This is a genomic window from Ralstonia insidiosa, assembly GCF_008801405.1.
GTDB classification, from domain to species: domain Bacteria; phylum Pseudomonadota; class Gammaproteobacteria; order Burkholderiales; family Burkholderiaceae; genus Ralstonia; species Ralstonia insidiosa.
The window spans coordinates 1,118,819-1,139,939 of record NZ_VZPV01000001.1 but is presented as its reverse complement, the minus strand read 5'-3'; the positions used below and the strand labels follow the sequence as shown (position 1 = coordinate 1,139,939).

General features: G+C 63.9%; 20 protein-coding genes and 1 tRNA gene. 9 read left to right on the top strand and 12 right to left on the bottom strand.

The genetic code is table 11. The annotated features are described in order from the left end of the window. Positions 1-8: 8 nt before the first annotated feature. From sucC to recA, 4 genes are all read right to left on the bottom strand, one after another. The gene (gene sucC / locus F7R11_RS05520; protein WP_064801782.1) at positions 9-1,175 is read right to left on the bottom strand and encodes an ADP-forming succinate--CoA ligase subunit beta; all 1,167 of its coding nucleotides are present in this window, start codon (positions 1,173-1,175) and stop codon (positions 9-11) included. 78 nt (positions 1,176-1,253) lie between these two features. Further along, the gene (locus F7R11_RS05515) at positions 1,254-1,880 is read right to left on the bottom strand and encodes a DUF2889 domain-containing protein (protein WP_064806164.1); all 627 of its coding nucleotides are present in this window, start codon (positions 1,878-1,880) and stop codon (positions 1,254-1,256) included. 288 nt (positions 1,881-2,168) lie between these two features. Next, complete coding sequence (gene recX / locus F7R11_RS05510; protein WP_064801780.1) at positions 2,169-2,648, bottom strand: recombination regulator RecX; 480 nt, start codon at positions 2,646-2,648, stop codon at positions 2,169-2,171. 96 nt (positions 2,649-2,744) lie between these two features. Next, positions 2,745-3,806, bottom strand: a complete 1,062-nt coding sequence (gene recA, locus F7R11_RS05505; RefSeq protein WP_064801778.1) for a recombinase RecA — start codon at positions 3,804-3,806, stop codon at positions 2,745-2,747. 281 nt (positions 3,807-4,087) lie between these two features. Between recA and F7R11_RS05500 the strand changes: the two genes are divergently transcribed. The 5 genes from F7R11_RS05500 (at position 4,088) to F7R11_RS05480 (ending at position 8,690) form a co-directional block, all read left to right on the top strand. After that, complete coding sequence (locus F7R11_RS05500; protein ID WP_064801776.1) at positions 4,088-4,795, top strand: response regulator; 708 nt, start codon at positions 4,088-4,090, stop codon at positions 4,793-4,795. Next, positions 4,788-6,347 carry a sensor histidine kinase gene (locus F7R11_RS05495; RefSeq protein ID WP_064801774.1) on the top strand — a complete coding sequence of 520 codons (1,560 nt, stop codon included), beginning with the start codon at positions 4,788-4,790 and terminating at the stop codon, positions 6,345-6,347. The genes F7R11_RS05500 and F7R11_RS05495 overlap by 8 nt, the downstream gene beginning before the upstream one ends. Further along, entirely contained in the window at positions 6,344-6,649 is a 306-nt protein-coding gene (locus F7R11_RS05490; protein WP_064801772.1) for a DUF4212 domain-containing protein, read from the top strand. The genes F7R11_RS05495 and F7R11_RS05490 overlap by 4 nt, the downstream gene beginning before the upstream one ends. 199 nt (positions 6,650-6,848) lie before the next feature. Next, complete coding sequence (locus F7R11_RS05485; RefSeq protein ID WP_021196599.1) at positions 6,849-8,552, top strand: MFS transporter; 1,704 nt, start codon at positions 6,849-6,851, stop codon at positions 8,550-8,552. 61 nt (positions 8,553-8,613) lie between these two features. Then, positions 8,614-8,690, top strand: a tRNA-Met gene (locus tag F7R11_RS05480). Positions 8,691-8,933: 243 nt separating this feature from the next. Here F7R11_RS05480 and F7R11_RS05475 read toward each other — a convergent pair. The 4 genes from F7R11_RS05475 to F7R11_RS05460 all read right to left on the bottom strand — a co-directional run bounded on the left by F7R11_RS05475 (position 8,934) and on the right by F7R11_RS05460 (position 13,329). Next, on the bottom strand, positions 8,934-9,314 hold the full coding sequence (locus F7R11_RS05475; protein WP_064801770.1) for a c-type cytochrome: 381 nt from the start codon (positions 9,312-9,314) through the stop codon (positions 8,934-8,936). Positions 9,315-9,620: 306 nt separating this feature from the next. After that, positions 9,621-10,541 carry a PilZ domain-containing protein gene (locus tag F7R11_RS05470; RefSeq protein ID WP_064801768.1) on the bottom strand — a complete coding sequence of 307 codons (921 nt, stop codon included), beginning with the start codon at positions 10,539-10,541 and terminating at the stop codon, positions 9,621-9,623. Between the two features lie 245 nt (positions 10,542-10,786). Then, entirely contained in the window at positions 10,787-11,761 is a 975-nt protein-coding gene (locus tag F7R11_RS05465; RefSeq protein ID WP_064801766.1) for an alpha/beta fold hydrolase, read from the bottom strand. Positions 11,762-11,778: 17 nt separating this feature from the next. Next, positions 11,779-13,329 carry a flavin-containing monooxygenase gene (locus tag F7R11_RS05460; protein ID WP_064801764.1) on the bottom strand — a complete coding sequence of 517 codons (1,551 nt, stop codon included), beginning with the start codon at positions 13,327-13,329 and terminating at the stop codon, positions 11,779-11,781. 118 nt (positions 13,330-13,447) lie between these two features. Between F7R11_RS05460 and F7R11_RS05455 the strand changes: the two genes are divergently transcribed. Continuing rightward, a complete protein-coding gene (locus F7R11_RS05455) occupies positions 13,448-14,095 on the top strand; it encodes a TetR/AcrR family transcriptional regulator (RefSeq protein WP_064801762.1) in 648 nt (215 codons plus the stop codon). A 36-nt stretch (positions 14,096-14,131) separates the two neighbouring features. Here the strand turns inward: F7R11_RS05455 and F7R11_RS05450 are convergent, their stop codons facing one another. Next, the gene (locus tag F7R11_RS05450; protein ID WP_064801760.1) at positions 14,132-14,500 is read right to left on the bottom strand and encodes an ArsR/SmtB family transcription factor; all 369 of its coding nucleotides are present in this window, start codon (positions 14,498-14,500) and stop codon (positions 14,132-14,134) included. A 137-nt stretch (positions 14,501-14,637) separates the two neighbouring features. Here F7R11_RS05450 and F7R11_RS05445 point away from each other — a divergent pair, with 137 nt between their 5' ends. Beyond that, positions 14,638-15,801: an MFS transporter gene (locus F7R11_RS05445; protein ID WP_064801758.1), complete on the top strand. Its 1,164-nt coding sequence runs from the start codon at positions 14,638-14,640 to the stop codon at positions 15,799-15,801. A 6-nt stretch (positions 15,802-15,807) separates the two neighbouring features. Here the strand turns inward: F7R11_RS05445 and F7R11_RS05440 are convergent, their stop codons facing one another. The 3 genes from F7R11_RS05440 to F7R11_RS05430 form a co-directional block, all read right to left on the bottom strand. Further along, entirely contained in the window at positions 15,808-16,794 is a 987-nt protein-coding gene (locus F7R11_RS05440) for a M14 family metallopeptidase (RefSeq protein WP_064801756.1), read from the bottom strand. 43 nt (positions 16,795-16,837) lie between these two features. Continuing rightward, positions 16,838-18,169 carry an MFS transporter gene (locus tag F7R11_RS05435; protein ID WP_064801754.1) on the bottom strand — a complete coding sequence of 444 codons (1,332 nt, stop codon included), beginning with the start codon at positions 18,167-18,169 and terminating at the stop codon, positions 16,838-16,840. A gap of 141 nt (positions 18,170-18,310) precedes the next feature. Then, complete coding sequence (locus F7R11_RS05430) at positions 18,311-19,222, bottom strand: LysR family transcriptional regulator (RefSeq protein WP_064801751.1); 912 nt, start codon at positions 19,220-19,222, stop codon at positions 18,311-18,313. A 116-nt stretch (positions 19,223-19,338) separates the two neighbouring features. On the opposite strand from F7R11_RS05430, the gene F7R11_RS05425 reads away from it, so the two are divergent. Continuing rightward, positions 19,339-20,535, top strand: coding sequence for an FAD-dependent oxidoreductase (locus F7R11_RS05425; protein WP_064801749.1), 1,197 nt, complete (start codon positions 19,339-19,341; stop codon positions 20,533-20,535). Between the two features lie 20 nt (positions 20,536-20,555). Beyond that, on the top strand, positions 20,556-21,113 hold the full coding sequence (locus tag F7R11_RS05420) for a hypothetical protein (RefSeq protein WP_064806162.1): 558 nt from the start codon (positions 20,556-20,558) through the stop codon (positions 21,111-21,113). Positions 21,114-21,121: the final 8 nt, after the last annotated feature.

The following is a 21,121-nucleotide window of genomic DNA, read 5'->3' as shown; positions in this document are numbered from 1 at the left end:
CGGGCGGCTTACTTGCCGGCGGCTGCGGCCACGACCTTCTCGGCGGCCTCTGCCATCGTGTCAGCGGCGATGATGGGCAGACCCGAGTCAGCCAGCATCTTCTTGCCGAGGTCTTCGTTCGTGCCCTTCATGCGCACAACCAGCGGCACCGACAGCGACACAGCCTTGGCCGCAGCGATCACGCCTTCGGCGATCACGTCGCAACGCATGATGCCGCCGAAGATGTTGACCAGAATGGCCTTTACGTCCGGGTTCTTCAGCATCAGCTTGAAGGCTTCGGTCACCTTCTCGGTGGTGGCACCGCCGCCCACGTCGAGGAAGTTGGCCGGCTCGCCGCCGAACAGCTTGATGGTGTCCATCGTGGCCATGGCCAGACCAGCGCCATTCACCAGGCAGCCGATGTTGCCGTCGAGCGAGATGTAGGCCAGGTCGAACTTCGAGGCTTCGATTTCGGCCGGGTCTTCTTCATCCAGATCGCGGTAGGCCACGATTTCCGGGTGACGGAACAGCGCGTTCGAGTCGAAGTTGAACTTGGCGTCCAGCGCGATGACCTTGCCGTCGCCGGTCAGGATCAGCGGGTTGATTTCCGCTTGCGAAGCGTCGGTTTCCCAGAATGCCTTGTACAGGCCTTGCAGGGCTTGGCGGGCTTGCGGAACGCTCGCGTCCGGCACGCCGATCTTGCGGGCGATGTCGTCAGCGTCAGCATCGGTCAGGCCGGTCGACGGTTCGATGATCAGCGTGTGGATCTTTTCCGGGTGCGATTCAGCGACTTCTTCGATGTCCATGCCGCCTTCGCTCGAGGCCATCAGCGCGACCTTCTGCGACACACGGTCCACCACCAGCGACACGTACAGTTCCTTCTTGATGTCCGCGCCTTCTTCGATCAGCAGGCGCTTGACCAGCTTGCCTTCCGGACCGGTCTGGTGCGTCACCAGGGTCATACCCAGGATGCTGCTGGCGTATTCCTTGACCTGGTCGATGCTCTTGGCAACCTTCACGCCGCCGCCCTTACCACGGCCGCCCGCATGAATCTGTGCCTTCACGACCCACACCGGGCCGCCCAGGGTTTCAGCGGCTTTGATAGCCTCGTCGACCGAGAAGGCCGGAATGCCGCGCGGAACCGGCACATTGTATTTGCGCAGGATTTCCTTGCCTTGGTACTCATGGATATTCATGCGTGTTTCCTTTGCTAGGCAGAGTGAGTGTGATGAATGTTAAGGATCGAAAAAAGCGCGCGAGCAGCGCGGCGCCCTTCAGGACGAGGGCTCTGGCGACAGCTCGGTGCGTGGCGGTTGGATCTTGGTCTCGGGCTGGTAGGCATACCAGCGCGGATAATGCTTACGGACCACCTCGCCCTCGAAGTGCAGGGCATGGCAGCCGTGGAGTTGGTAAGGCGGCTTTTCGTCGGGCTCGATCGGTCGGAGGTCGTTGGAGTTGTCGCGCACCGGAAAGACATCGCCCGCAAACGCCTGGATGGCGGCAGTCGGCAGCACGCCGCACAGCTCGGTCAGGTGCGTACAGCCCGCCACGCCGCCAAGTCTCTCACGCGAGGCCTTTCGAAAACCCTTCATCAGGTTCAGGCCGATGAGCTTGCGGTAGGCCGGACCGATGGTGTCGCAATGTGTGGGGTACGGCACCCAGTCGGAGCACGCTTCAGCGTCCACGACGTTCATGCGGGTATCGATGGTCACGCGCAGCCACAGGTCATGCAGCGGCTGGCCTTCCGGGCGGACGCCGCCGCTGGCCAGCGGGATATCGCGAGGCTTGGTGTCGGTCAGGCGCGCTTCGATGTCCCACAGGCCGTCTTCCCGCAAATAGGCCTCCACCGTGATGGCACGGCGGTGGCGCATGACGCGCGGGACGGGAGCAGACAGAGGCATGGACCAGACAGACCGATAGGACCGATGGAGGCGGCGCACGCGGATCTCGCGCATCGCCTACGGGACGTCTGCAGCAGCGCATCAGCCGCCACACACGAACACAACCCGTCCTGCAACCGAAGTAGAGGACGGTATCAAAGACTTGGATTTTAACACGTCGTTACGACTGTACTGCGTCGTATGCTGCAATGCGGTGCTGGATGGGTTGCAACGACCGCCTGAGGTGCAACCTCTTGGATCGGCACGCAAACGGATTGTCCGCGCAAATTGTCGAGAGATCGCCGACGTTCAGTCGGATTCATCACCGCCATCCAGCAATTCATCTGCGCCCGAAATGATGCGCGAGACCACCGAACGAGAGAATCCGCGCGCCATCATGTAGCGGACTTGCTTGGCACGCTCGGCCAGATCAGCCGGTGTGCGGCCGAAGCGCTTATCCCAAAGTGCCTTGGCCCGCGCTACCTCGGTACTCTGCAGTTGGGCCTTCACCTCACCCAGCGTTTCTTCGCCGAGTTGGTGCGTTTTCAGTTCCTGCATCAGCCGGGCGGTACCGTAGCGGCTCGCCCGGCGGTGCACCACGCTTTCAGCGAAGCGTGCATTGGACAGCCAATTCTCGCCTTCCAGCCAGTCCAGCAGCGCATCCACTTCCTCCGCAGATTCCGCATGCGGTGCCAGCTTGCGGCGCAGTTCGGCACGGCTATGCTCGCGCCGGGACAAATAGCCCAGCGCGCGCGCCTTGAGTGATAGCGGTTGACGGGGCAACGGCATGTGGCTTCACACCCCAAAGAAAAACGCCCGCCGTTGGGGAACGGCAGGCGTATGAAGCTCGATAGAGCCGCCAATCTGCGCCGGCGGCCAACCCAATTACTCTTCCTCGACCTCGACTGCGGCCGCCACGACAGCACTCATTGGTGTCACGCCCAGTGCTTCGCGAACCTTGTTCTCGATGTCGCGGGCCAAGTCAGGGTTCTCGCGCAGGTATTCGCGGCAGTTGTCGCGGCCTTGGCCGATGCGCTCGCCGCCGTAGCTGTACCAGGCGCCGGACTTCTCGACGATCTTGGCCTCGACGCCCAGGTCGATGATTTCGCCTTCGCGCGACACGCCTTGGCCGTAGAGGATGTCGAAGATGGCTTCGCGGAACGGCGGCGCCACCTTGTTCTTCACAACCTTGACCTTAGTTTCGTTGCCGACCACGTCATCGCCCTTCTTGATCGAGCCGATGCGGCGGATATCCAGACGCACCGACGCGTAGAACTTGAGCGCGTTACCGCCCGTGGTGGTTTCCGGCGAGCCGAACATCACGCCGATCTTCATCCGGATCTGGTTGATGAAGATAACCATGCAGTTGGTCTTCTTGATGGTGCCGGTCAGCTTGCGCAGGGCCTGGCTCATCAGACGGGCTTGCAAGCCGGGCAGCGCGTCGCCCATTTCGCCTTCGATTTCAGCCTTCGGCACCAGCGCGGCCACCGAGTCGATGACGATCAGGTCGACCGAACCCGAGCGCACCAGCGCATCAGCAATTTCCAGGGCCTGTTCACCGGTGTCGGGCTGGGAGATCAGCAGGTCCGGCACGCTCACGCCAATCTTGTCAGCGTAAGTGACGTCCAGTGCATGTTCTGCGTCAATGAATGCGCAGGTGCCGCCCAGCTTCTGCATCTCAGCAACCACTTGCAGCGTCAGCGTGGTCTTACCGGACGATTCCGGACCATAGATTTCAATCACGCGGCCGCGCGGCAGACCACCGACGCCCAGCGCCACGTCCAGCCCCAGCGAGCCCGTGGACACGACCTGGACCAGCTCCACCTCGGCATCGCCCATCTTCATGATGGAGCCCTTGCCGAACTGCTTTTCGATCTGCGCGAGCGCGGCAGCCAGCGCCTTCTGCTTTTCTGCGCTCATCGTGGCTGCCTTCTTGCCGTCTTCCATGGTCGTCCTTCGTGCGATTTGGTGTATAAATGGGCCGCAAGGGCCGATGATTCCTGCGTTTGTTCGCAACAGCAGATCCGCTGCACGGCCTGACGCTGGAACCAATCTCGATACTTTAGCGCCGCCAAGACTACAGCACCGCGAGTTCGGAGTACTGTATAAAAAACCAGTGGTTTTGACAAGCCTCCAGCGCAGCGATTGCGCAACAACACGCGTGAAAATAATGTAGCGGGCGGGATGGGCAGGCCAGACACCCTGCTCAGCATCGCGGGGAGACACGCATGCGCATCCTGATAGCCGAAGACGACGCCACCCTGGCCGACGGGCTGACCCGTTCGCTGCGCCAGGCCGGCTATGCCGTCGACCGGGCCGAAGACGGGGCCGCCGCCGACGCGGCGCTTGCCACGCAAACGGCCCAGACCTATGACCTTCTGATCCTCGACGTGGGGTTGCCGCGCCTGTCAGGGCTGGAGGTGCTCCGACGCCTGCGTTCGCGCGGGGCCATGCTGCCGGTGCTGATCCTGACCGCCGCAGACAGCGTGGAAGACCGCGTCAAGGGCCTGGATCTGGGCGCCGACGACTACATGGCCAAGCCCTTCGCCCTGTCCGAACTGGAGGCACGCGTGCGTGCGCTGGTCCGGCGCGGCACGGGCGGCGGCGCCACGCTCGTCCGGCACGGCCCGCTGGCGTTCGACCAGGTCGGCCGCATCGCCTATATCCATGACCAGATGATCGACCTGTCGGCGCGTGAGATCGGGCTGCTGGAGATCCTGCTGGCGCGCGCGGGCCGGCTGGTGTCGAAGGAGCAACTGGTCGACCACCTGTGCGGCTGGGGCGAAGAGGTCAGCAACAACGCCATCGAGGTGTACGTCCACCGCTTGCGCAAGAAGATCGAGGTGGAGGGCATCCGCATTGCCACCGTGCGCGGGTTGGGCTATTGCCTGGAGCGCGCTGCCGCCCCCGCCACCTCAGCCACCGCCCATGGCTGATCGGCTGGCCTGGCCGTGGCGTCGCCACCGGATACCGCGCGCACCGCGCCCCGGCGTTGCCCCCCAGGCTGACGACCGCGACCTCGCCGATACCCTCCCCCACCTCGAAGACGACGCCACCGGGCCCGTCGCCCGATCGCTGTTTGGCGAGATTCTCGACTGGATGCTCGCGCCACTGTTGCTGCTCTGGCCGATGAGCATTGCGGTGACGTACCTTGTGGCCAAGTCCATTGCGAATGCGCCCTACGACCGCGCGCTGGAATCAAGCGCCATCGTGCTCAGCCAGCAACTGCGCGAAGTGAACGGGCGCGTGACGCTGCAATTGCCGATCTCCGCGCGCGAGATCCTGCGCGCGGATGAGACCGACAACATCTATTACCAGGTGCTCGGCGAGAGCGGCGAGTTCGTCTCGGGCGATCGCGACCTGCCGCTCCCCCCGGAAGAAGACGCCAATGCCGGCAGCCTCGTGCAATTGCGCGACGACCATATCCATGGCGCAGAGATCCGCGTGGCGTATACGTTTGTGCAGCGCCCCGGCATGACCGGCGGCAAACCCGCGCTGGTGCAGGTGGCAGAAACGCTCGACAAGCGTGCGCAACTGGCCAACGAAATCATCAAGGGCGTGATCCTGCCGCAGTTCGTGATCCTGCCGCTGGCGGTCATCCTGGTGTGGTTCGGGCTCACGCGCGGGCTGGCGCCGCTCAATGCGATTCAGGAGCGCATTCGCGCGCGCAACCCGGGCGATACCAGCCCCATTGACGAAGGCGCCGCACCGCAGGAACTGACACCGCTGGTGGCATCGTTCAACGACCTGCTCGGGCGGCTGGAGCAATCCGTGCAGACGCAGAAGCGTTTCATTGCCGATGCCGCGCATCAGATGAAAACGCCGCTGGCCGGCCTGCGCATGCAAGCCGAGTTGGCCCAGCGCGAACAGTCGCCCGACGAGTTGCGCCGCACGCTCGCCCACATCGCCGACAGCTCGGACCGCACGGCGCACCTCGTCAAGCAACTGCTCTCGCTGGCGCGCATGGAGAACATGGGCGCGACCGATGTCCTGGTGCCGCTCGACATCTGTGCGCTGTCGCGGCAGGTGGTGGCCGACTGGCTGCAGAAGGCGTGGGCCAAGCAGATCGACCTCGGCTTCGAAGAGCCCGGACCGCCGGTCATGACGTCCGGCAACGCGACGATGCTGGCCGAGATGCTCAACAACCTGCTCGACAACGCCATCCGCTACACGCCTGACGGCGGCCATGTCACGGTGCGCGTGACCACGGCACCGTTCGAGCCATTCGTCTTCATTGACGTGGACGACACCGGCCCCGGCATCCCCGTGGCGGAACGTGAACGCGTGATGCAGCGCTTCTATCGCATTCTCGGCACGCAGGCCGAGGGCAGCGGGCTGGGCCTGGCCATCGTGCGTGAGATCGTGCAGCAGCACGGCGGCGACATCGAGGTGCTCGACAACGTCTACCAGGCATCGCCACGCCTGGCGGGCGCGCGCTTTCGCATCACGCTGCATCGCAGCGCACCCGATGGGGACACCACCGCATGAGCATCACGCCCGGAACACCCGCACGCCGACGCTGGGTCGCCAACATGCGCTGGATCGCCGCGCTGTTGGGGGTGTGGTTTGTCGTCACCTATGTGGTGGCATTCTTCGCGCGTGATCTGTCGATGCGCTTCTTCGGTTGGCCATTCGCTTACTGGGTGGCGGGCCAGGGCGCACCCATCGTCTACGTGCTGATCACCGTGCTGTATGCGTGGCGCACCAACCGCGCAGCGGATGCTGCATCGCAGGATGACGAGGCATCGCAGCACGAAGCCGCTGAGCCCACTCCACCGCCTTCCATTTGATGCGCTGAAGCAGCGAATTGCGCTGCAACGCAACGCGCACATCCTCGTGTATACCCCGACGAAATTGCCCTGTTGACAGGGCGTTCGTGTCAGAACGCAGTAAGTTTCGCTTTCCACAATCGTTCACAATTCCGCGGGCGATTGCTTTGCGTTGTCGTGTCCATGCCCAGCGGGACGACCTACGAAAACAGGAGACAACATGGCAACCGTGCAAAGTGCACCGAACGCGCCCGCCGGGCGTGTCCAGCCTGCGCCCATGACGAAGGAGGAGAAGAAGGTCATCTTCGCCTCGTCGCTCGGGACGGTGTTCGAGTGGTACGACTTCTATCTCTACGGCTCACTGGCGGCGATCATCGCCAAGCAGTTCTTCTCGGGCCTCGATCCAACGGCGGGTTTCATCTTTGCACTGCTGGCCTTTGCCGCCGGCTTCCTGGTGCGCCCGTTCGGCGCGCTGGTGTTCGGCCGGCTGGGCGACATGATCGGCCGCAAGTACACGTTCTTGGTCACCATCGTGATCATGGGCACGTCGACGTTCATCGTCGGTCTGCTGCCCTCTTACGGCACGATTGGCGTGGCCGCGCCGATCATCCTGATCGCGCTGCGCATGCTGCAGGGCCTGGCGCTGGGCGGTGAGTACGGTGGTGCCGCCACGTATGTGGCCGAGCACGCGCCGCACGGCCGCCGCGGTGCCTACACGTCGTGGATCCAGACCACGGCGACACTGGGCCTGTTCCTGTCGCTGGTCGTCATCCTGGTGGTGCGTGAACTGACCGGCAAGTCGTTCGACGATTGGGGCTGGCGTATCCCGTTCCTGGTGTCGATCCTGCTGCTGGCAACGTCGGTGTACATCCGCCTGTCGATGAGCGAATCGCCGGCGTTCCAGAAGATGAAGGCCGAGGGCAAAACCTCCAAGGCCCCGCTGACGGAAGCCTTCGGCCAATGGCGCAACCTGAAGATCGTGATCCTGGCGCTGATCGGCCTGACCGCCGGCCAGGCTGTCGTGTGGTACACGGGCCAGTTCTACGCGCTGTTCTTCCTCACGCAGGTGCTGAAGGTGGACGCGTTCACGGCCAACGTGCTGATTGCCGTGGCGCTGGCCATCGGCACGCCGTTCTTCGTGTTCTTCGGCTCGCTGTCGGACCGCATCGGTCGCAAAAAGATCATCATGGCCGGCTGCCTGCTGGCGGTGCTGACCTACTTCCCGCTGTTCAAGGCGCTCACGCACTACGCCAACCCGGCGCTGGAGCGTGCCCAGCAGACCGCGCAGATCACCATCACGGTCGACCCGAAGGAGTGCTCGTTCCAGGGCAGCCCGATCGCCCGCGAGGTGGATTTCCGCTCGTCGTGCGACATCGCCAAGCGCACGCTGGCGCAATCGTCGGCTAGCTATGAGACGGTGGAAGGCCCGGCCGGTACGGTTGCTTCGGTGACAATCGCAGGCAAGCAGATCGCCTCACTCAACGCCAGCCGCACAGCGGACGGCCAGAGTTTCGACGCCGAGAGCAAGGCGAAGATCGCCGACTTCAAGAAGCAGGTGAGCGAGTCGCTCAAAGCCGCCAACTACCCGACCAAGGCCGATCCGGCGCAGATGAACACGGTCATGGTGCTGGTGATCCTGGTGATCCTGGTGATCTACGTGACCATGGTCTACGGCCCGATCGCGGCGATGCTGGTGGAAATGTTCCCCACACGCATCCGCTACTCGTCGATGTCGTTGCCATATCACATCGGTAACGGCTGGTTCGGGGGGCTGCTGCCGACCATCTCGTTCGCCCTGGTGGCGCAGAACGGCAATATCTACCACGGCCTGTGGTACCCGATCTGGATCGCGGCCATCACCTTCGTGATCGGCGTGCTGTTCGTGCGCGAAACCAAGGACGTGGACATCTACAAGAACGACTGAGCAACATGACGAATCAAGGGGCTTGACAGATTCGCCGAAGGCTGTAGAATCTCGTTTCTTCGGCGAATTAGCTCAGTCGGTTAGAGCGACGGAATCATAATCCGCAGGTCCGGGGTTCGAGTCCCTGATTCGCCACCATCTTCAAAAAGGCTCTGCAATCAACAGGTTGCAGAGCCTTTTTCTCGTCCGGCAGGTTACTTGGTTGGGCATCCCCACGCGCAAGTTGCCGGCTGTACAAGTCACGCCGCGGCGCGTACGACTTGCGCATCATTTGCATCCATTTGATGGCATTAAAAAAGCACCCCTTGAGGTGCTTTTTTAACGCTGATTTCTGCCCCGAACCCCTTTTGGATGATCTCGAAAAGAAGCCCTGCGATGCGGTCAATTCGTTTTTGAAATGACACCCGTCATATACTCATTCAGATCACGAAAATCTTTAACCGTCCATGTGAATGGAGCCAACTTGACTCCATTCTCTCGCAATGTCTTTGGAATTAGATCCCCGTTTGGCCGGAGTATGACGGACGACACGATGACGCCCGGATAATCGATCAAGCGCTTCTTGAACGCACGCGTTGTGAGATCCGGCGTGGGAGGGACGCTTTTATTGGCCAGAGGTCCTGTGCCTTTGATATCGACTCCGTGGCACATAGCGCATCGCTTCAAGAAGATTCGCTCCCCATTGATAGCATCCGCAAAGGACATCGATGGCGCTAGAAGTAGCAGCAACAATGCGGTGATGAAACTTTCCTTGGCTTTCATACGTTCCGTCTTCCCAATGGGATCCGTTCAGATCAGCGCTTCGTATTATGAGAACGACTGCAGCAGCCCCATCATCCTCAAGCTCAAGCTTTTGCAGGTGGACTGCCAGTTTAGGGCGAATACGAGGCGCTATTCTCGCCTCTTTCTTATCAATCGACTGACATTTTTCGGACCGAATTGTTGATGAAAGATCGGGGTTTTGTCAAATTGGGAAACGCCCCCCGATTCGCCGCTGGATGTAAGAAAGGCCGCTATTCCTTGCGTAATAGCGGCCTTTTGTTTGTCTGCGCACCAGCGCAGCACGCCTTACTGCAGCGCCAGGCTCTCCAGCACGAAATCTTTGATATCGCGCCGCGTTTCTTCGGGCATCCGGGAGAACTCCAGGCCGTAGACGAAGCGCTCGCCGTCCTGCCGGCGATTGCGCACTTCGACGAATACGGTGATGGGCCGCACACGGTGCTCGATAGCCAGATCGACCCTGAGCCGCGCGGTGCGACCCACGATCAGGAAATCCTCCTTGGCCGACACACCTGCGCCCATGGTGCTGACGTTCTCTACCACCACGTCAACAGCGGCACGCTGATACTCACCCGAAGACAACTCGCCCGAGAACGTGGTGGTCACGCGCTGCTGCCTGCGCACAAGCGCCTGCGCAACGGCCTCTGGATAGCGCAGGAAGTAGCAGCCGAACGGACCTGCCGCTTCCGGCAGCAATTCCGTCAAAAACTTGAACAGCCGTGATCCGGTAAAAAGCCTGGCTTGATAGGTCACGCCCGCCTTCAGTGTCGGTGCGCCGCCTTCGGCCACGCATTGCACGATCAGCGCCTGCCCGGGGATCACGCCCACCAATTCCACGGGCGGCGGCGCGTCCTTGCCATCGTCTGTTGTCAGGTGGAAGAACTCCACCTTTTGCGTCAGGTTCGGTAGCGTGGAAGACTTGCCGAGTGGTGGGTCGACACGATTGCCTGATGCGGCCGCTTCGGCATCCTCCGCACCTTCTGCCGCTGACACACGCTTCTCGGCAGCCGACGCATGCTCAGGCTTCAGCCCAAACCTTCCCGCATGTGTCGTGTTGCGCCGATAGCCGAGGCGATACAACCGCTGCAGCAGAACCTCGGACGTGACCACCTGCCCCTTCTGGAGAAGCAGGGTGCCGTCGGCGTTGTAGATGGCGAAGTCGATGGGCCTTTCAAGCCGGAGATCGCCGGAAGCGAGCTTGATGAGCATGGTGGTTCTTGGCGAGGGTTGCGCGCAGCTGCGTGGCCGCGAGGAGTGTGCCGCGCACATCGTCCGGGTGCGATACCCCTCGCGCAGGGGACGCGACCACAGGCCGCATGGAATGGGCGGGCTCCCGTGTTTAACGGCACATCCGGGCCGAACTTTGACGAGTGAAGCTTGCTACACCCATCGTGGTGGCGACAAAAACAACAAAGCCCCGCATCAACGGGGCTTTTGCCGTGTCGACTACGCGCCTAGCCCGCCAGCGCGGCGCCTTGCGTGGGCGCCAGTTCGGAGGCCGCAACCCCCAGCACCCAATCCGTGGTCAACGCAGGTTGCGTGACCGGCAGCATGTGGCCGCCCGCCACGATGCGCAGGTTCACACGGTCGAGCTTCTGCTTGAGTGCTTCGCCCTGGCGCTTGTAGTGGAGGATGCGATCTCCCTTGCCGTACAGCACATCCACCGGCACCGTCATCGACGCATAGCGACGCTCCATGTCCGGCAGATCCTGCGGCGCCGACACCAGATCGGACGACGCGGCATAGAACACGTGCGGGCGCAGCCCCAACAGGCCACCGCCCTTGAACGGGAAATTCTGCGGCATGGATTCGGGGGCAAACACCGCCTCAACTGCCTTGCGCGAACTGATGATCGACATGGGAATCGCCAGCGTCCACGAGACCAGCCGGCGCACCAGCGGTGACGGCAGCACCAGGCCGTTGAATGCGCCCGGTGGCGTGCTCTCTGCATGCGTGAGCGGCGCAATCAAGGCCAGCCGACGAATCACCTGCGGGTGGTTGAGCCCAACCGCCAGCGCAATCGCGCCACCCAGCGAATGCCCCACCAGCACAGGCTTGTCGAGTCCAAGCTTTTCAATGCACCGCGCGATCGTGCGCGCCTGCGCATAGACGTTGGCTGGAGACGCATCACCACGCAATGAGCGCCCCGACCCCGGCCGGTCGATCAAGATCACGCGATGCGATTGCGTCAGCCGCTCCAGTTCGAGATAGGCGAAGTTGCGCAGGTTGCCACACAGGCCATGCACGAACACGATGGCCGGGCCGCTGCCCTGATCGACATAGTGCACGCGGTCGCCATCGACATCGATGAACTTGCCTTCCGGCGGAAACCCCTTGGTCACGCGGCGCGCGGTCAAGAACGTGAACGCCACCAGTACGGCGATCACCGCAATCAGGATGGCGACGACAGTCAGGATGGTGCTGGTCACAATGCCCCCGGAGTGGTTTAGGCGGTTTGCCGGGCGCTGACCGGCTGGCCGCGGCGCTCGAACTGCATCGCATGATCAGCAAGCGCCCCGAACTTGAGCATCATCAGGTCGCGTGCGTAGTTCTGATACGACTTCCACGGCTGCTTGGTGCCCTGCTTGGGCAGGATGCCCGCCGCGCGCTGGATGTAGCCCGACGTCAGGTCGACAGCGGGCTCGCGGTCCATCGCCTCATCGTCGAGCCGGGGCACGCAGACATCGTAACCGTTGGCCTGCATGTGGTTGAGCAGCCGGCACACATACTGCGCAATCAGTTCGGCCTTGAGCGTCCACGAGGCATTCGTATAGCCGAACGACGACGCAAGGTTCGGAATGCCGCTGTACATCATGCCCTTGTACGACACCGTCTGCGACAGGTCGACGGGGCGCCCGTCGACAGTCACGGCCGCGCCGCCCAGCACCTTGAGCTTGAGACCGGTGGCGGTGACAACCACGTCGGCGTCAAGATGCTCCCCTCCCTTGAGCTGCAGGCCGGTCGGCGTGAAATGTTCGATCTCGTCGGTGGCGATGGAAGCACGGCCCGAGCGGATCGTCTTGAACAGATCGCCATCGGGCACCAGGCACAGGCGCTGGTCCCACGGGTTGTAGCGCGGTGTGAGGTGCTGGCGCACATCGAAATCTGGCCCAATCTGCTTGCCAGCCATGCGGATGATGAAGTCCTTGACCGCCTTGGGCTTGCGGCGCGCAAGGCCGTAGAAGTACATCGTCAGCAGCACGTTCTTGGTACGCACGAGCCGGTGCGCAAGCCCCGCCGGCAACCAGCGGCGCAGCGTGTTGGCCACGGCGTCCTGCTCGGGGCGCGACACGATGTAGGTAGGCGAGCGTTGCAACATGGTCACGTGCTGCGCGGTCTCGGCCATTGCCGGCACCAGCGTGACCGCGGTTGCGCCGCTGCCGATCACCACCACGCGCTTGCCGGCGTAGTCCAGGTCCTCCGGCCAATGCTGCGGATGGACGATGCGCCCCTGGAACTGCTCCATCTGCGCCCAGGTGGGTGCGTGGCCCTCTTCGTAGTCGTAGTAGCCGCTGCACATGTAGAGGAACTTGCATGTGTAGTGCAGCTCTTCCTGCCGATCGCCGTTGGTGCGTTGCACGCGCACCGTCCAATGCGCAGCGGCCGAATCCCAACTGGCACCCGTGACCTTGTGCTGGTACCGGATCGTCTTGTCGATGCCGAATACGCGCGCCGTGTCCTGGATGTAATCGAGGATGGTCTGGCCATCGGAGATGGCCTTGTCGCTATGCCACGGGCGGAAGCTGTAACCGAGCGTGAACATGTCGGAATCCGAGCGGATGCCGGGGTAGCGGAACAGATCCCACGTGCCGCCCATCGTCGCGCGGCCCTCCAGGATGGCGAACCGGGCCGACGGGCATCGCTCGCGCAGGTGGTAAGCCGCGCCCACGCCAGACAGGCCCGCACCGACGATCAACACGTCGAACTCCGTGTCCGATGCCGTGGCACGGCTTCGGGGCGGTTGGGCGGTGGCGGCCCTTTCGATCGTCGTCTCCATGTGCGCTCCTTGTTTTTGGCCGTCCGGCGGCTTGGCGACGGGCTTGGCAAACCCGCCTTAAATTTGGTGTACGTTGTCACCACTTTAATTTTCCCGCGTCCTGACGTCAAATAGCGAAATGGAGAAAACATTTGAAACGGCCAAGAAGGGCCGCCCGTACGGTGGAGTGGCGCCAGAAGCACGCGCAGCAGAGCGCCGTGAAGCGCTGATCCGCGCCGGTACGTGCGTCTTCGGCACGGTGGGCTTCCGCAAAGCGACGGTGCGGGCAATCTGCCAGGAGGCGAAGCTGAACGATCGCTACTTCTACGCAGCGTTCGACAGCACCGAAGCGCTGCTGCGGGCGACCTACCAGCAACATGCCGAAGACCTGCGCGCGCAGGTGTCACAAGCCACAGCCGCCGTGGATGGCACGCTGGAAGCGCGCGTCGACGCCGGCCTGCACGCGTTCTTCACCTTCTTGCGTGACCCGTGTGCAGCGCGCGTGCTGCTGCTGGAAGTGATGGGCGTGAGCCCGGAAACGGACGCGACCTACCAGCGCAACCTGCTGGAGTTCGGCAAACAGATCATGGCGAATGCGCAGCCGCCCGGCGCCGACGATGCCGACCTGCGCGCCGATCACCGCATCCTCGGCCTGGCGCTCGTGGGCGCCATGACCAACGTGGGCGCGGCCTGGTTGCTGACCGGGTATCGGGACCCGGAAGAGAAGATGGTGCGCAACTGCCGGCAGGTGCTGCTCGGCACGTTGCAGGCCATGACGGCACGCTAGCGGCCCCGCCCCAAGCACCCCACTGCAGCAGTCCACCTATGCGTCGGACGGCTCCCACGCAAGCACCAGTTGCAGCAGGCCGGGAAACCTCGCGTCAAGATCCTCGGTACGCACGCGGCTGCGTCGCTCTAGCCCGTACTGCCGCTGGCGCAGCACGCCGGCTTCCCGCAGTGCCTTGAAATGGTGGGTCAGCGACGACTTCGGCCGGTCGAAGCCGAACCAGCCGCACGGGTGGTCGTACGCCTCGGATTCCAACATCAGCTTGCGCACGATGGTCAGGCGCAATGGGTCTGCCAGCGCGCCAAAGATGGCGTCCAACTGCAAATCCGCCACGGCCGGTTCCGGCAGCGGCTCGGGAAGGTCAGCCAACTCAGCGGCTGCCTTGGGCAAAGAGGTGCGTTTCATGTGGGCCACTGTATCACTTGTACGAATTTTCTCGAACTAATATATAGTTCGAGAAAATTCGTACAAGGACCCGTATCGTGTCGTCCCCCTCCATTGCCGTTTCTTCCTGCGGCACACCCGCCCGCATCACCACCGACATGTGGCGTGCCGCCGGGATGGTCACCGCCGTCTTCATGCTGTCCAACTCGCCAACGCCGCTCTATGTGGTCTGGCAGCGTGCGCTGGGCTTTTCGTCCGGCACCCTGACCGTCATCTTTGCGCTGTACATCGCCGGTCTGCTGGGCACGCTGCTGGTGGCCGGCCAGTTGTCCGACCGCTACGGACGCAAGCCGGTGCTGCTACCGGGCATTGCAGCCGCGTTAGTCGCGTGCGGGTTGTTTGCCTGCGCCTCGTCCACCGCCATGCTTGCGGTGGCCCGGTTGCTGACCGGCATTGCGGTGGGCGTCATCGTGTCGGCGGGGATGGCATCGGTGGCAGACCTGGGCGGCAGCGCACGCAAGCGTGATGCCGCGCTGCTGGCTTCGGTGGCAATGGTGCTCGGCGCTGGCCTCGGGCCGCTGCTGGCCGGCGGCGCCGGACAAGTGCTCATGCATCCGGTCATGACCGTGTTCGGCTTCGAAGCCGTGGTTCTACTCAGCGTCTTTGTGATCGTGTGGCGGTTGCCGTTGGCCCGGCCAGCCATGCCGCATGGCAGTGAACCTGCAGCGCTACATCTGCCGTCGGTGCCCGCGCAGAATCGCCGTCATGTCGCCAGCGGCATCGGTGTCTTCGGCCCCGGTATTACCGCGACGTCGTTTGTGCTGGCGCTGGGGCCATCCCTGCTTGCACGCCTGCTTGAGGTGCGCAGCCCGCTGGTGGCCGGCGGCATGGCGTGCGCGATGTTTCTGACCGCAACCGGCGTCCAGTTTGCCGTGCGGCATTATTCGGTGCGGACAGTGTTCCTGGCAGGCACGGCTGCGACCACGCTGTCGATGGGCGCGCTGTGCGCAGCGGTGCATGCGTCATCGGCGCCCCTCTTGGTAATCGCTGCGCTGCTGGCGGGGGCGGGGCAAGGTCTCGGCCAACTTGGCGGATTGACGCTCATCAGCCTGCACGTGCCGGACACGCGCAGGGCTGAGGCCAATGCCGTCATGAACCTCGGCGGCTATCTGCCTGCGGGGTTGTTGCCCGTGATGACCGGCTATGCAATCGATGCGTTTGGCCTAGCGACCGGTGCCACCGCCTTTGCCGTGACGCTGGCGCTCATCGCGCTCGGCTCAGGCAGCCTGGTCTTCCGATCGCTGGCACGCAGTGGCAACTGAGTCAATTCAGGCGGCGCCCTCCGGGCGCCCTAGCCGAACCACGGTCACACCCGGCGCCAGGTGCCGCAATGATGGCTGCAGCAGCACGCAGTTGTCGTAGGGCGTGACGAACTGCAACGCCCCATCGGTGGCGATGACCGTACCGGCGCGGGCGATGGTCTCCATGCCGCGATAGTCGTCCGCAAACCGGAAGGCGGTGGACTTGGCGACCACCGGGTCCGTCACGCGGATGCATCGCACCTCCAGCGCAGGTGCAATCCCAAGCCATTGCGACACGACCGATGCGTCGACCGTGCCCAGCGCCACCAGAAACCGCGCGCACGCATCCAGCGCCACATCGCGGCTCACGCGCTCGAAGTGCTGGCCGCATTCGATGAGCAATGCGTTCTTCGGGCTGTCGGCATCGCCAAAGCCGGCGTAGTCGCGCAGGCGGCGGCCAGCGGCGTGGCCTGCATCGATCATCAGGTGCGACGGCGCACCCACCTGACGACCGAAGGCGACGCCCTTCTCCAGCGGGCCCGTCAGCATCAGCGGCTCGGCCTTCTCGTGCATTGAGTGGATGTCGAGCAGGTAGTCCACCGTGTCGATCACGGGACGCAGCTCGCGTGCGCGGCGCAGTTCCAGCGTGTTGCCGGGGCCATCGAGCTTGTCGGCCGACCAGACGCGGTTCAGGTCTTCATCGATGAAGCGCGTGGCGTCGGGATCGTTGATGTCGAAGCGCTCGTACGCCTCCACATTGGCAAACGACAGCGTGAGTTGCCCGCGTGCCGGACGCACGCCGGCAGCCAGCAGCGCATCCACCGCAATCGCGCCGCACAGCTCATTGCCGTGCGTGAGTGCGTTGATCATGACGTGCGGGCCGAGCACACCGCTGTCGAACGTGTGCACGTAGTCCACGCCGTGCGTGCCGGTCTTCCAGCGGCGAATGTCCGGCTTCTGCAGCTCGATCGGGTACACCGGCAGCGTGGCGCGCAGCGCCTCCAGGGTCATCATGCGAAATCCTTGCGTAGAGACGAAACGAAAAGTCTGTTCGGGTTCAGTGTGCCCGCGCACGGCCGCGCAGCATCCACAGCGAGGCCAAGCTAACGAGTGTCGTCGCAAACACGTAGAAGCTCGGCGACGTCTTGATATGCGTGACACCAATCAGCCACGTGACGATAAGCGGCGAAAACCCGCCGAAGATCGTCACCGACAAGTTATAGCTCAAGGCCAGGCCCGTGCCACGGTTGCGCGTCGGGAAGATGTCGGCCAGCAGCGCGGGCAGCGGCGCCAGGATGGCCGCCAGCAACACACCCACAATCGCCTGCATGACCAGCAGGGTCCAGAACGTCGGCTGCGCAACCAGCGTGGCGAACATCGGATACGTCGACAGCGCAATCACCACCATCGCAATCGATACCACGCGGATGCTGCCAAAGCGATCCGCCAGCAAGCCGAACGCGGGCGCCATCACCATCAGCATCGCGCCGGTGATCATCGTGCAGACCAGCGATGCGCTGGTCGCGATGTGCAGTTGATTGATGGCATAGGTCGGCATGTAGACCTTCTGCACGTAGTTGAACGCGGTGACGGCCACCACCACGCCGGCCCCCAGCAGCAAACCAGGAAGACCCTGCGTGAGGGTGTCGCGCAGCGGCGAGCGTTCTTGCAGCGCGGCGGGCGCTTCGGCCTGCATGGCAACAAACTCCGGCGTCTCGGGCGTATGGCGGCGGATGTAGACGCCGATGGGGCCGATCAGCAGGCCGAACAGGAAGGCCACGCGCCAGCCCCACGATTCCACCTGCGCGGTGGTCAACGCATACGTAAGCCACGCGCTCAGGCCTGCTGCCAGCAACGTGGCGAGGCCTTGCGTGGCCGCCTGCCAGCTCGCGTTGTAGCCCATGCGCTTGCCGTTGGCGTGCTCGATCATGAAAGCGGTGGCAGAGCCAAACTCGCCGCCAGCGGAGAAGCCCTGCAGCAGCCGCGCCACGATCACGATAGCGGGTGACCACAGCCCGATCGACGCATACGTGGGCGCAAACGCGATCATCGCGGTGCCCAGCATCATCAGGAGGATCGACCACGTGAGCGCCGCCTTTCGGCCGACGCGGTCGGCATAGCTGCCGAGCACCATCGAGCCCAGCGGCCGCATGATGAACGACACGCCAAACGTGCCGACCGAGAGCATCAGCGAGCTCCACGCATCGCCCGTCGGGAAGAACAGCTTGCCGATGGTGATGGCGAAGTAGCCGTAGATCAGCAGATCGTAGTATTCGAGCGCATTGCCGACGCTGGCGGCCAGCACGGCGCGCCAAGGCGCGGGGTGTCGGTGTGTGTCAGTGGCCGCGTGCGCGGGTGCGCCGCTCGCGTTGAGGGTGTGGGCTGGCAAGGTTGTCTCCCCGTGGTCTGTGCCGATCCGCCTGTTGGCTGGTTGAACAGCCTCGGCAGGTGAAGGTTGCGGGGGAGTCTAGGCGGCACGCCTGGGGCCCTTGTGCCGTTTCGGCACAAGGTTGGGCTTTTTGCGGCGGCCTCAGCCAGAGGAGGTCTGCGCGTTGGCGACCGCCAATTGCCACACCTCGTCGAGCAGCACGCTCTGGTTGCTGCGCACGCGCATCATGCGGATGTCGACGTGGATGTGCCAGGCATCGTCGCCGGCGGGGCGCAGTGCGCCGGCGTTCAGGTGCGGCTTGGCCAGGCGATACGGTAGCCATGCCATGCCGAATCCGCGCAGCGCCATCTCCTCCACTGCCTCGTAGAAATCCGCCTGGAACACGGGCTGCAGATGCGCCTTGCGGTCTGCCGCCGCCAGATGACTGTCGAGCATCTGCCGCAGCGTCAGCCCACGTGCGAAGGCCAGCCACGGCAGCGGTGCGGTGGTCGTGCCCGGCAGCGTGAAGCGCGCACGGCCACGCTTATCGGGAGCACTCACGGGCACCAGCGTCTCGCTGCCGAGCAGGCAGTTGTCGTACTTGCGCGGGTCGAGCAGCGCATCGGCCTGCGGGCTGGCATAGGCGATCAGCAAATCGACCGTGCCATCGGCCAGCGCCAGCACACCCTCCTGCGTGCCGCCGGTCGTCACCGTCAGCGGAAACACGCCGCGCTGGCGCGCCAGCGTTTCATACCAGCCGGGGACGAAGGTGCGTGCGAGCGTGCGCCCGGTGCCGATCTTCAGCGCCACGGGCAATTGCGCCTCACGCAGCAGCAGGCGTGCATCGTTCAAGCCATCGACCGCATTGGCTGCCGCATCCAGAAACAACCGCCCGGCGGGCGTGAGCGTGACAGGGTGCTCGCTGCGCTCCACCAGTGCGGTGCCCACCCATTCCTCCAGCGCCTTGATGCGCCGCCCGAACGCGGGGTGCGTAACGTTGCGGTTCTCGGCAGCGCGGCTGAAGCTGCGCGTTTTCGCCAGTTCCTTGAAATCTTCCAGCCATTTGATCTGCATGGCACGTCCAGTGGAGCCGATAGAGGTGTGCGCATTATCTGGCAGGACTGGCGCGAACAGGCTTAACCTGCGTGCCGTATCGTTATCATCTTGAACAAACGATCCGCCTCGCATTCATGACCGTACCTCGCCCGCTGTCCATCGGCATTGCAGGCGCCGGCAACGCCGGCCTGGCTGCCGCCATCGCATTTGCCCGCCAGGGGCATGATGTCCACGTCTATGAAAAGCATCCGCAACTGACCGCCATGGGCGCGGGCCTGCTGATCCAGCCGCAGGGCATTCGTGCGCTGGAAGCGCTCGGCGTGGGCCGTGAGCTGGAAGGCATCGGCGCGCCGATCGACCGCCTGATCGGTCTGAGCCACCGTGGCTGGCGCCTGCTCGACATCGACTACACCGATGCACCCGGCCGTGCAGTCACGCGCCACTCGCTCTCTTCCATGCTGTACGACGCAGCCCTGCGTGCCGGTGCCGCTTTCCATTTCGATTGCGGCATCCAACAACTGCACCGGGATGGCACACAGGCACGCGTAACCCACGCACAAGGTGAATCGACCTTCGACCTCTTCGTGATCGCCGACGGCGCGGCCTCCGCATTGCGCGAGCCTGCGGGCTTGGCAGGCCCGTCGAGCACCTACCGCTGGGGCACGTTGTGGTTCCAGGCCTGGGTCGACAACTGGGATGCCCGCGTGCTGCACCAGCGCTTTCGCGGCACGCGCGAAATGATGGGCCTGCTGCCCACCGACATCGACGGCACCCGCACGCGCCTGTCGATGTTCTGGAGCCTGCCCAGCGATAGCGTCGATACATGGCGCCAAGGCGACATCGCCCAGTGGAAAGCCCATGTACTGAGCCTGTGGCCGCAAGCCGCACCCGTGGTCGAACAGATCCGCTCGCACGATGACCTGCCCTTTGCCGTGTATCGCCACACGTGGCCACGCGCACTGGCCAAGCCGCCCTATTGCGTCATCGGCGACGCAGCCCACGCGATGAGCCCGCAGCTCGGCCTGGGGACCACGCTGGCCGCGCAAGATGCGCTGGCGCTAGCTTCCGCCGTGCAGGAACACGGCCCCGTCGACGGCGCCCTCGCCTATCACGCGCGGCGGTTGCGCACCGTACAGGCCTATCAAACCCTCAGCCGTGCGCTCACGCCGTGCTTTCAGGCGCAATACGGCGGCTGGGCGCGCGACCTGGTGTTCACCACCGGCCTGCGCATTCCCGGCGTGGCATGGCTCATGAAACGCAGCCTGGCCGAGCCGCCCGCGCGCAATGTCGCCCACGCCGCCACACCCGCAAGTGAAGAGACGCAAGCATGAACCTGACCTCATCCATCGACATGCCGTTGCTGCGAAGCCTGTTACCTGAACACCAGTTCAGCGAGCAGCATCAGATCCGCATCGATGCCGCTCCCGGGCGTGTGCTCGACATGGTGTCTCGATTGGATATCAGCGACTTTCCGCTGGCAAAGCTGTTTCTTCATCTGCGCGCCGTACCCGCGCGCCTGGCCGCGCTGGCGGGCAAGCATAGCGAGCGCCGCGTCGACGCAGGGTTCGGGTTGCATGACTTCATCAAGCTCGGCCGGGATGATGATCGTGAACTCGCGCTGGGTCTGGTCGGCAAGTTCTGGGAGCCCGACGGTGGGCTCGTTGATGTGCAGGCAAGCGAATTCCGCACGTTTTCCGCAGCCGGCGTGCTCAAGCTGGTGATGACGTTCGTGACCCAGCCCGACGGCGCAGGCGGTACGCAGCTCACCACCCGCACCTGTGTGCATTGCCCGGACGACGCCTCGCGCCGCCGCTTCACGCCCTACTGGCTGCTGATCCGCATCCCGAGCGGGCTGATCCGCCGCATGATGCTCAAGCGCATCAAGCAGCTGGCCGAAGCACGCGCGTAGTCCGCAAA

Coding starts and splice junctions, on each gene's coding strand:
- sucC (WP_064801782.1), bottom strand. CDS start 1,175: ATGAATATCCATGAGTACCAAGGCAAGGAAATCCTGCGCAAATACAAT.
- F7R11_RS05515 (WP_064806164.1), bottom strand. CDS start 1,880: ATGCCTCTGTCTGCTCCCGTCCCGCGCGTCATGCGCCACCGCCGTGCC.
- recX (WP_064801780.1), bottom strand. CDS start 2,648: ATGCCGTTGCCCCGTCAACCGCTATCACTCAAGGCGCGCGCGCTGGGC.
- recA (WP_064801778.1), bottom strand. CDS start 3,806: ATGGAAGACGGCAAGAAGGCAGCCACGATGAGCGCAGAAAAGCAGAAG.
- F7R11_RS05500 (WP_064801776.1), top strand. CDS start 4,088: ATGCGCATCCTGATAGCCGAAGACGACGCCACCCTGGCCGACGGGCTG.
- F7R11_RS05495 (WP_064801774.1), top strand. CDS start 4,788: ATGGCTGATCGGCTGGCCTGGCCGTGGCGTCGCCACCGGATACCGCGC.
- F7R11_RS05490 (WP_064801772.1), top strand. CDS start 6,344: ATGAGCATCACGCCCGGAACACCCGCACGCCGACGCTGGGTCGCCAAC.
- F7R11_RS05485 (WP_021196599.1), top strand. CDS start 6,849: ATGGCAACCGTGCAAAGTGCACCGAACGCGCCCGCCGGGCGTGTCCAG.
- F7R11_RS05475 (WP_064801770.1), bottom strand. CDS start 9,314: ATGAAAGCCAAGGAAAGTTTCATCACCGCATTGTTGCTGCTACTTCTA.
- F7R11_RS05470 (WP_064801768.1), bottom strand. CDS start 10,541: ATGCTCATCAAGCTCGCTTCCGGCGATCTCCGGCTTGAAAGGCCCATC.
- F7R11_RS05460 (WP_064801764.1), bottom strand. CDS start 13,329: ATGGAGACGACGATCGAAAGGGCCGCCACCGCCCAACCGCCCCGAAGC.
- F7R11_RS05455 (WP_064801762.1), top strand. CDS start 13,448: ATGGAGAAAACATTTGAAACGGCCAAGAAGGGCCGCCCGTACGGTGGA.
- F7R11_RS05450 (WP_064801760.1), bottom strand. CDS start 14,500: ATGAAACGCACCTCTTTGCCCAAGGCAGCCGCTGAGTTGGCTGACCTT.
- F7R11_RS05445 (WP_064801758.1), top strand. CDS start 14,638: ATGTGGCGTGCCGCCGGGATGGTCACCGCCGTCTTCATGCTGTCCAAC.
- F7R11_RS05440 (WP_064801756.1), bottom strand. CDS start 16,794: ATGATGACCCTGGAGGCGCTGCGCGCCACGCTGCCGGTGTACCCGATC.
- F7R11_RS05430 (WP_064801751.1), bottom strand. CDS start 19,222: ATGCAGATCAAATGGCTGGAAGATTTCAAGGAACTGGCGAAAACGCGC.
- F7R11_RS05425 (WP_064801749.1), top strand. CDS start 19,339: ATGACCGTACCTCGCCCGCTGTCCATCGGCATTGCAGGCGCCGGCAAC.
- F7R11_RS05420 (WP_064806162.1), top strand. CDS start 20,556: ATGCCGTTGCTGCGAAGCCTGTTACCTGAACACCAGTTCAGCGAGCAG.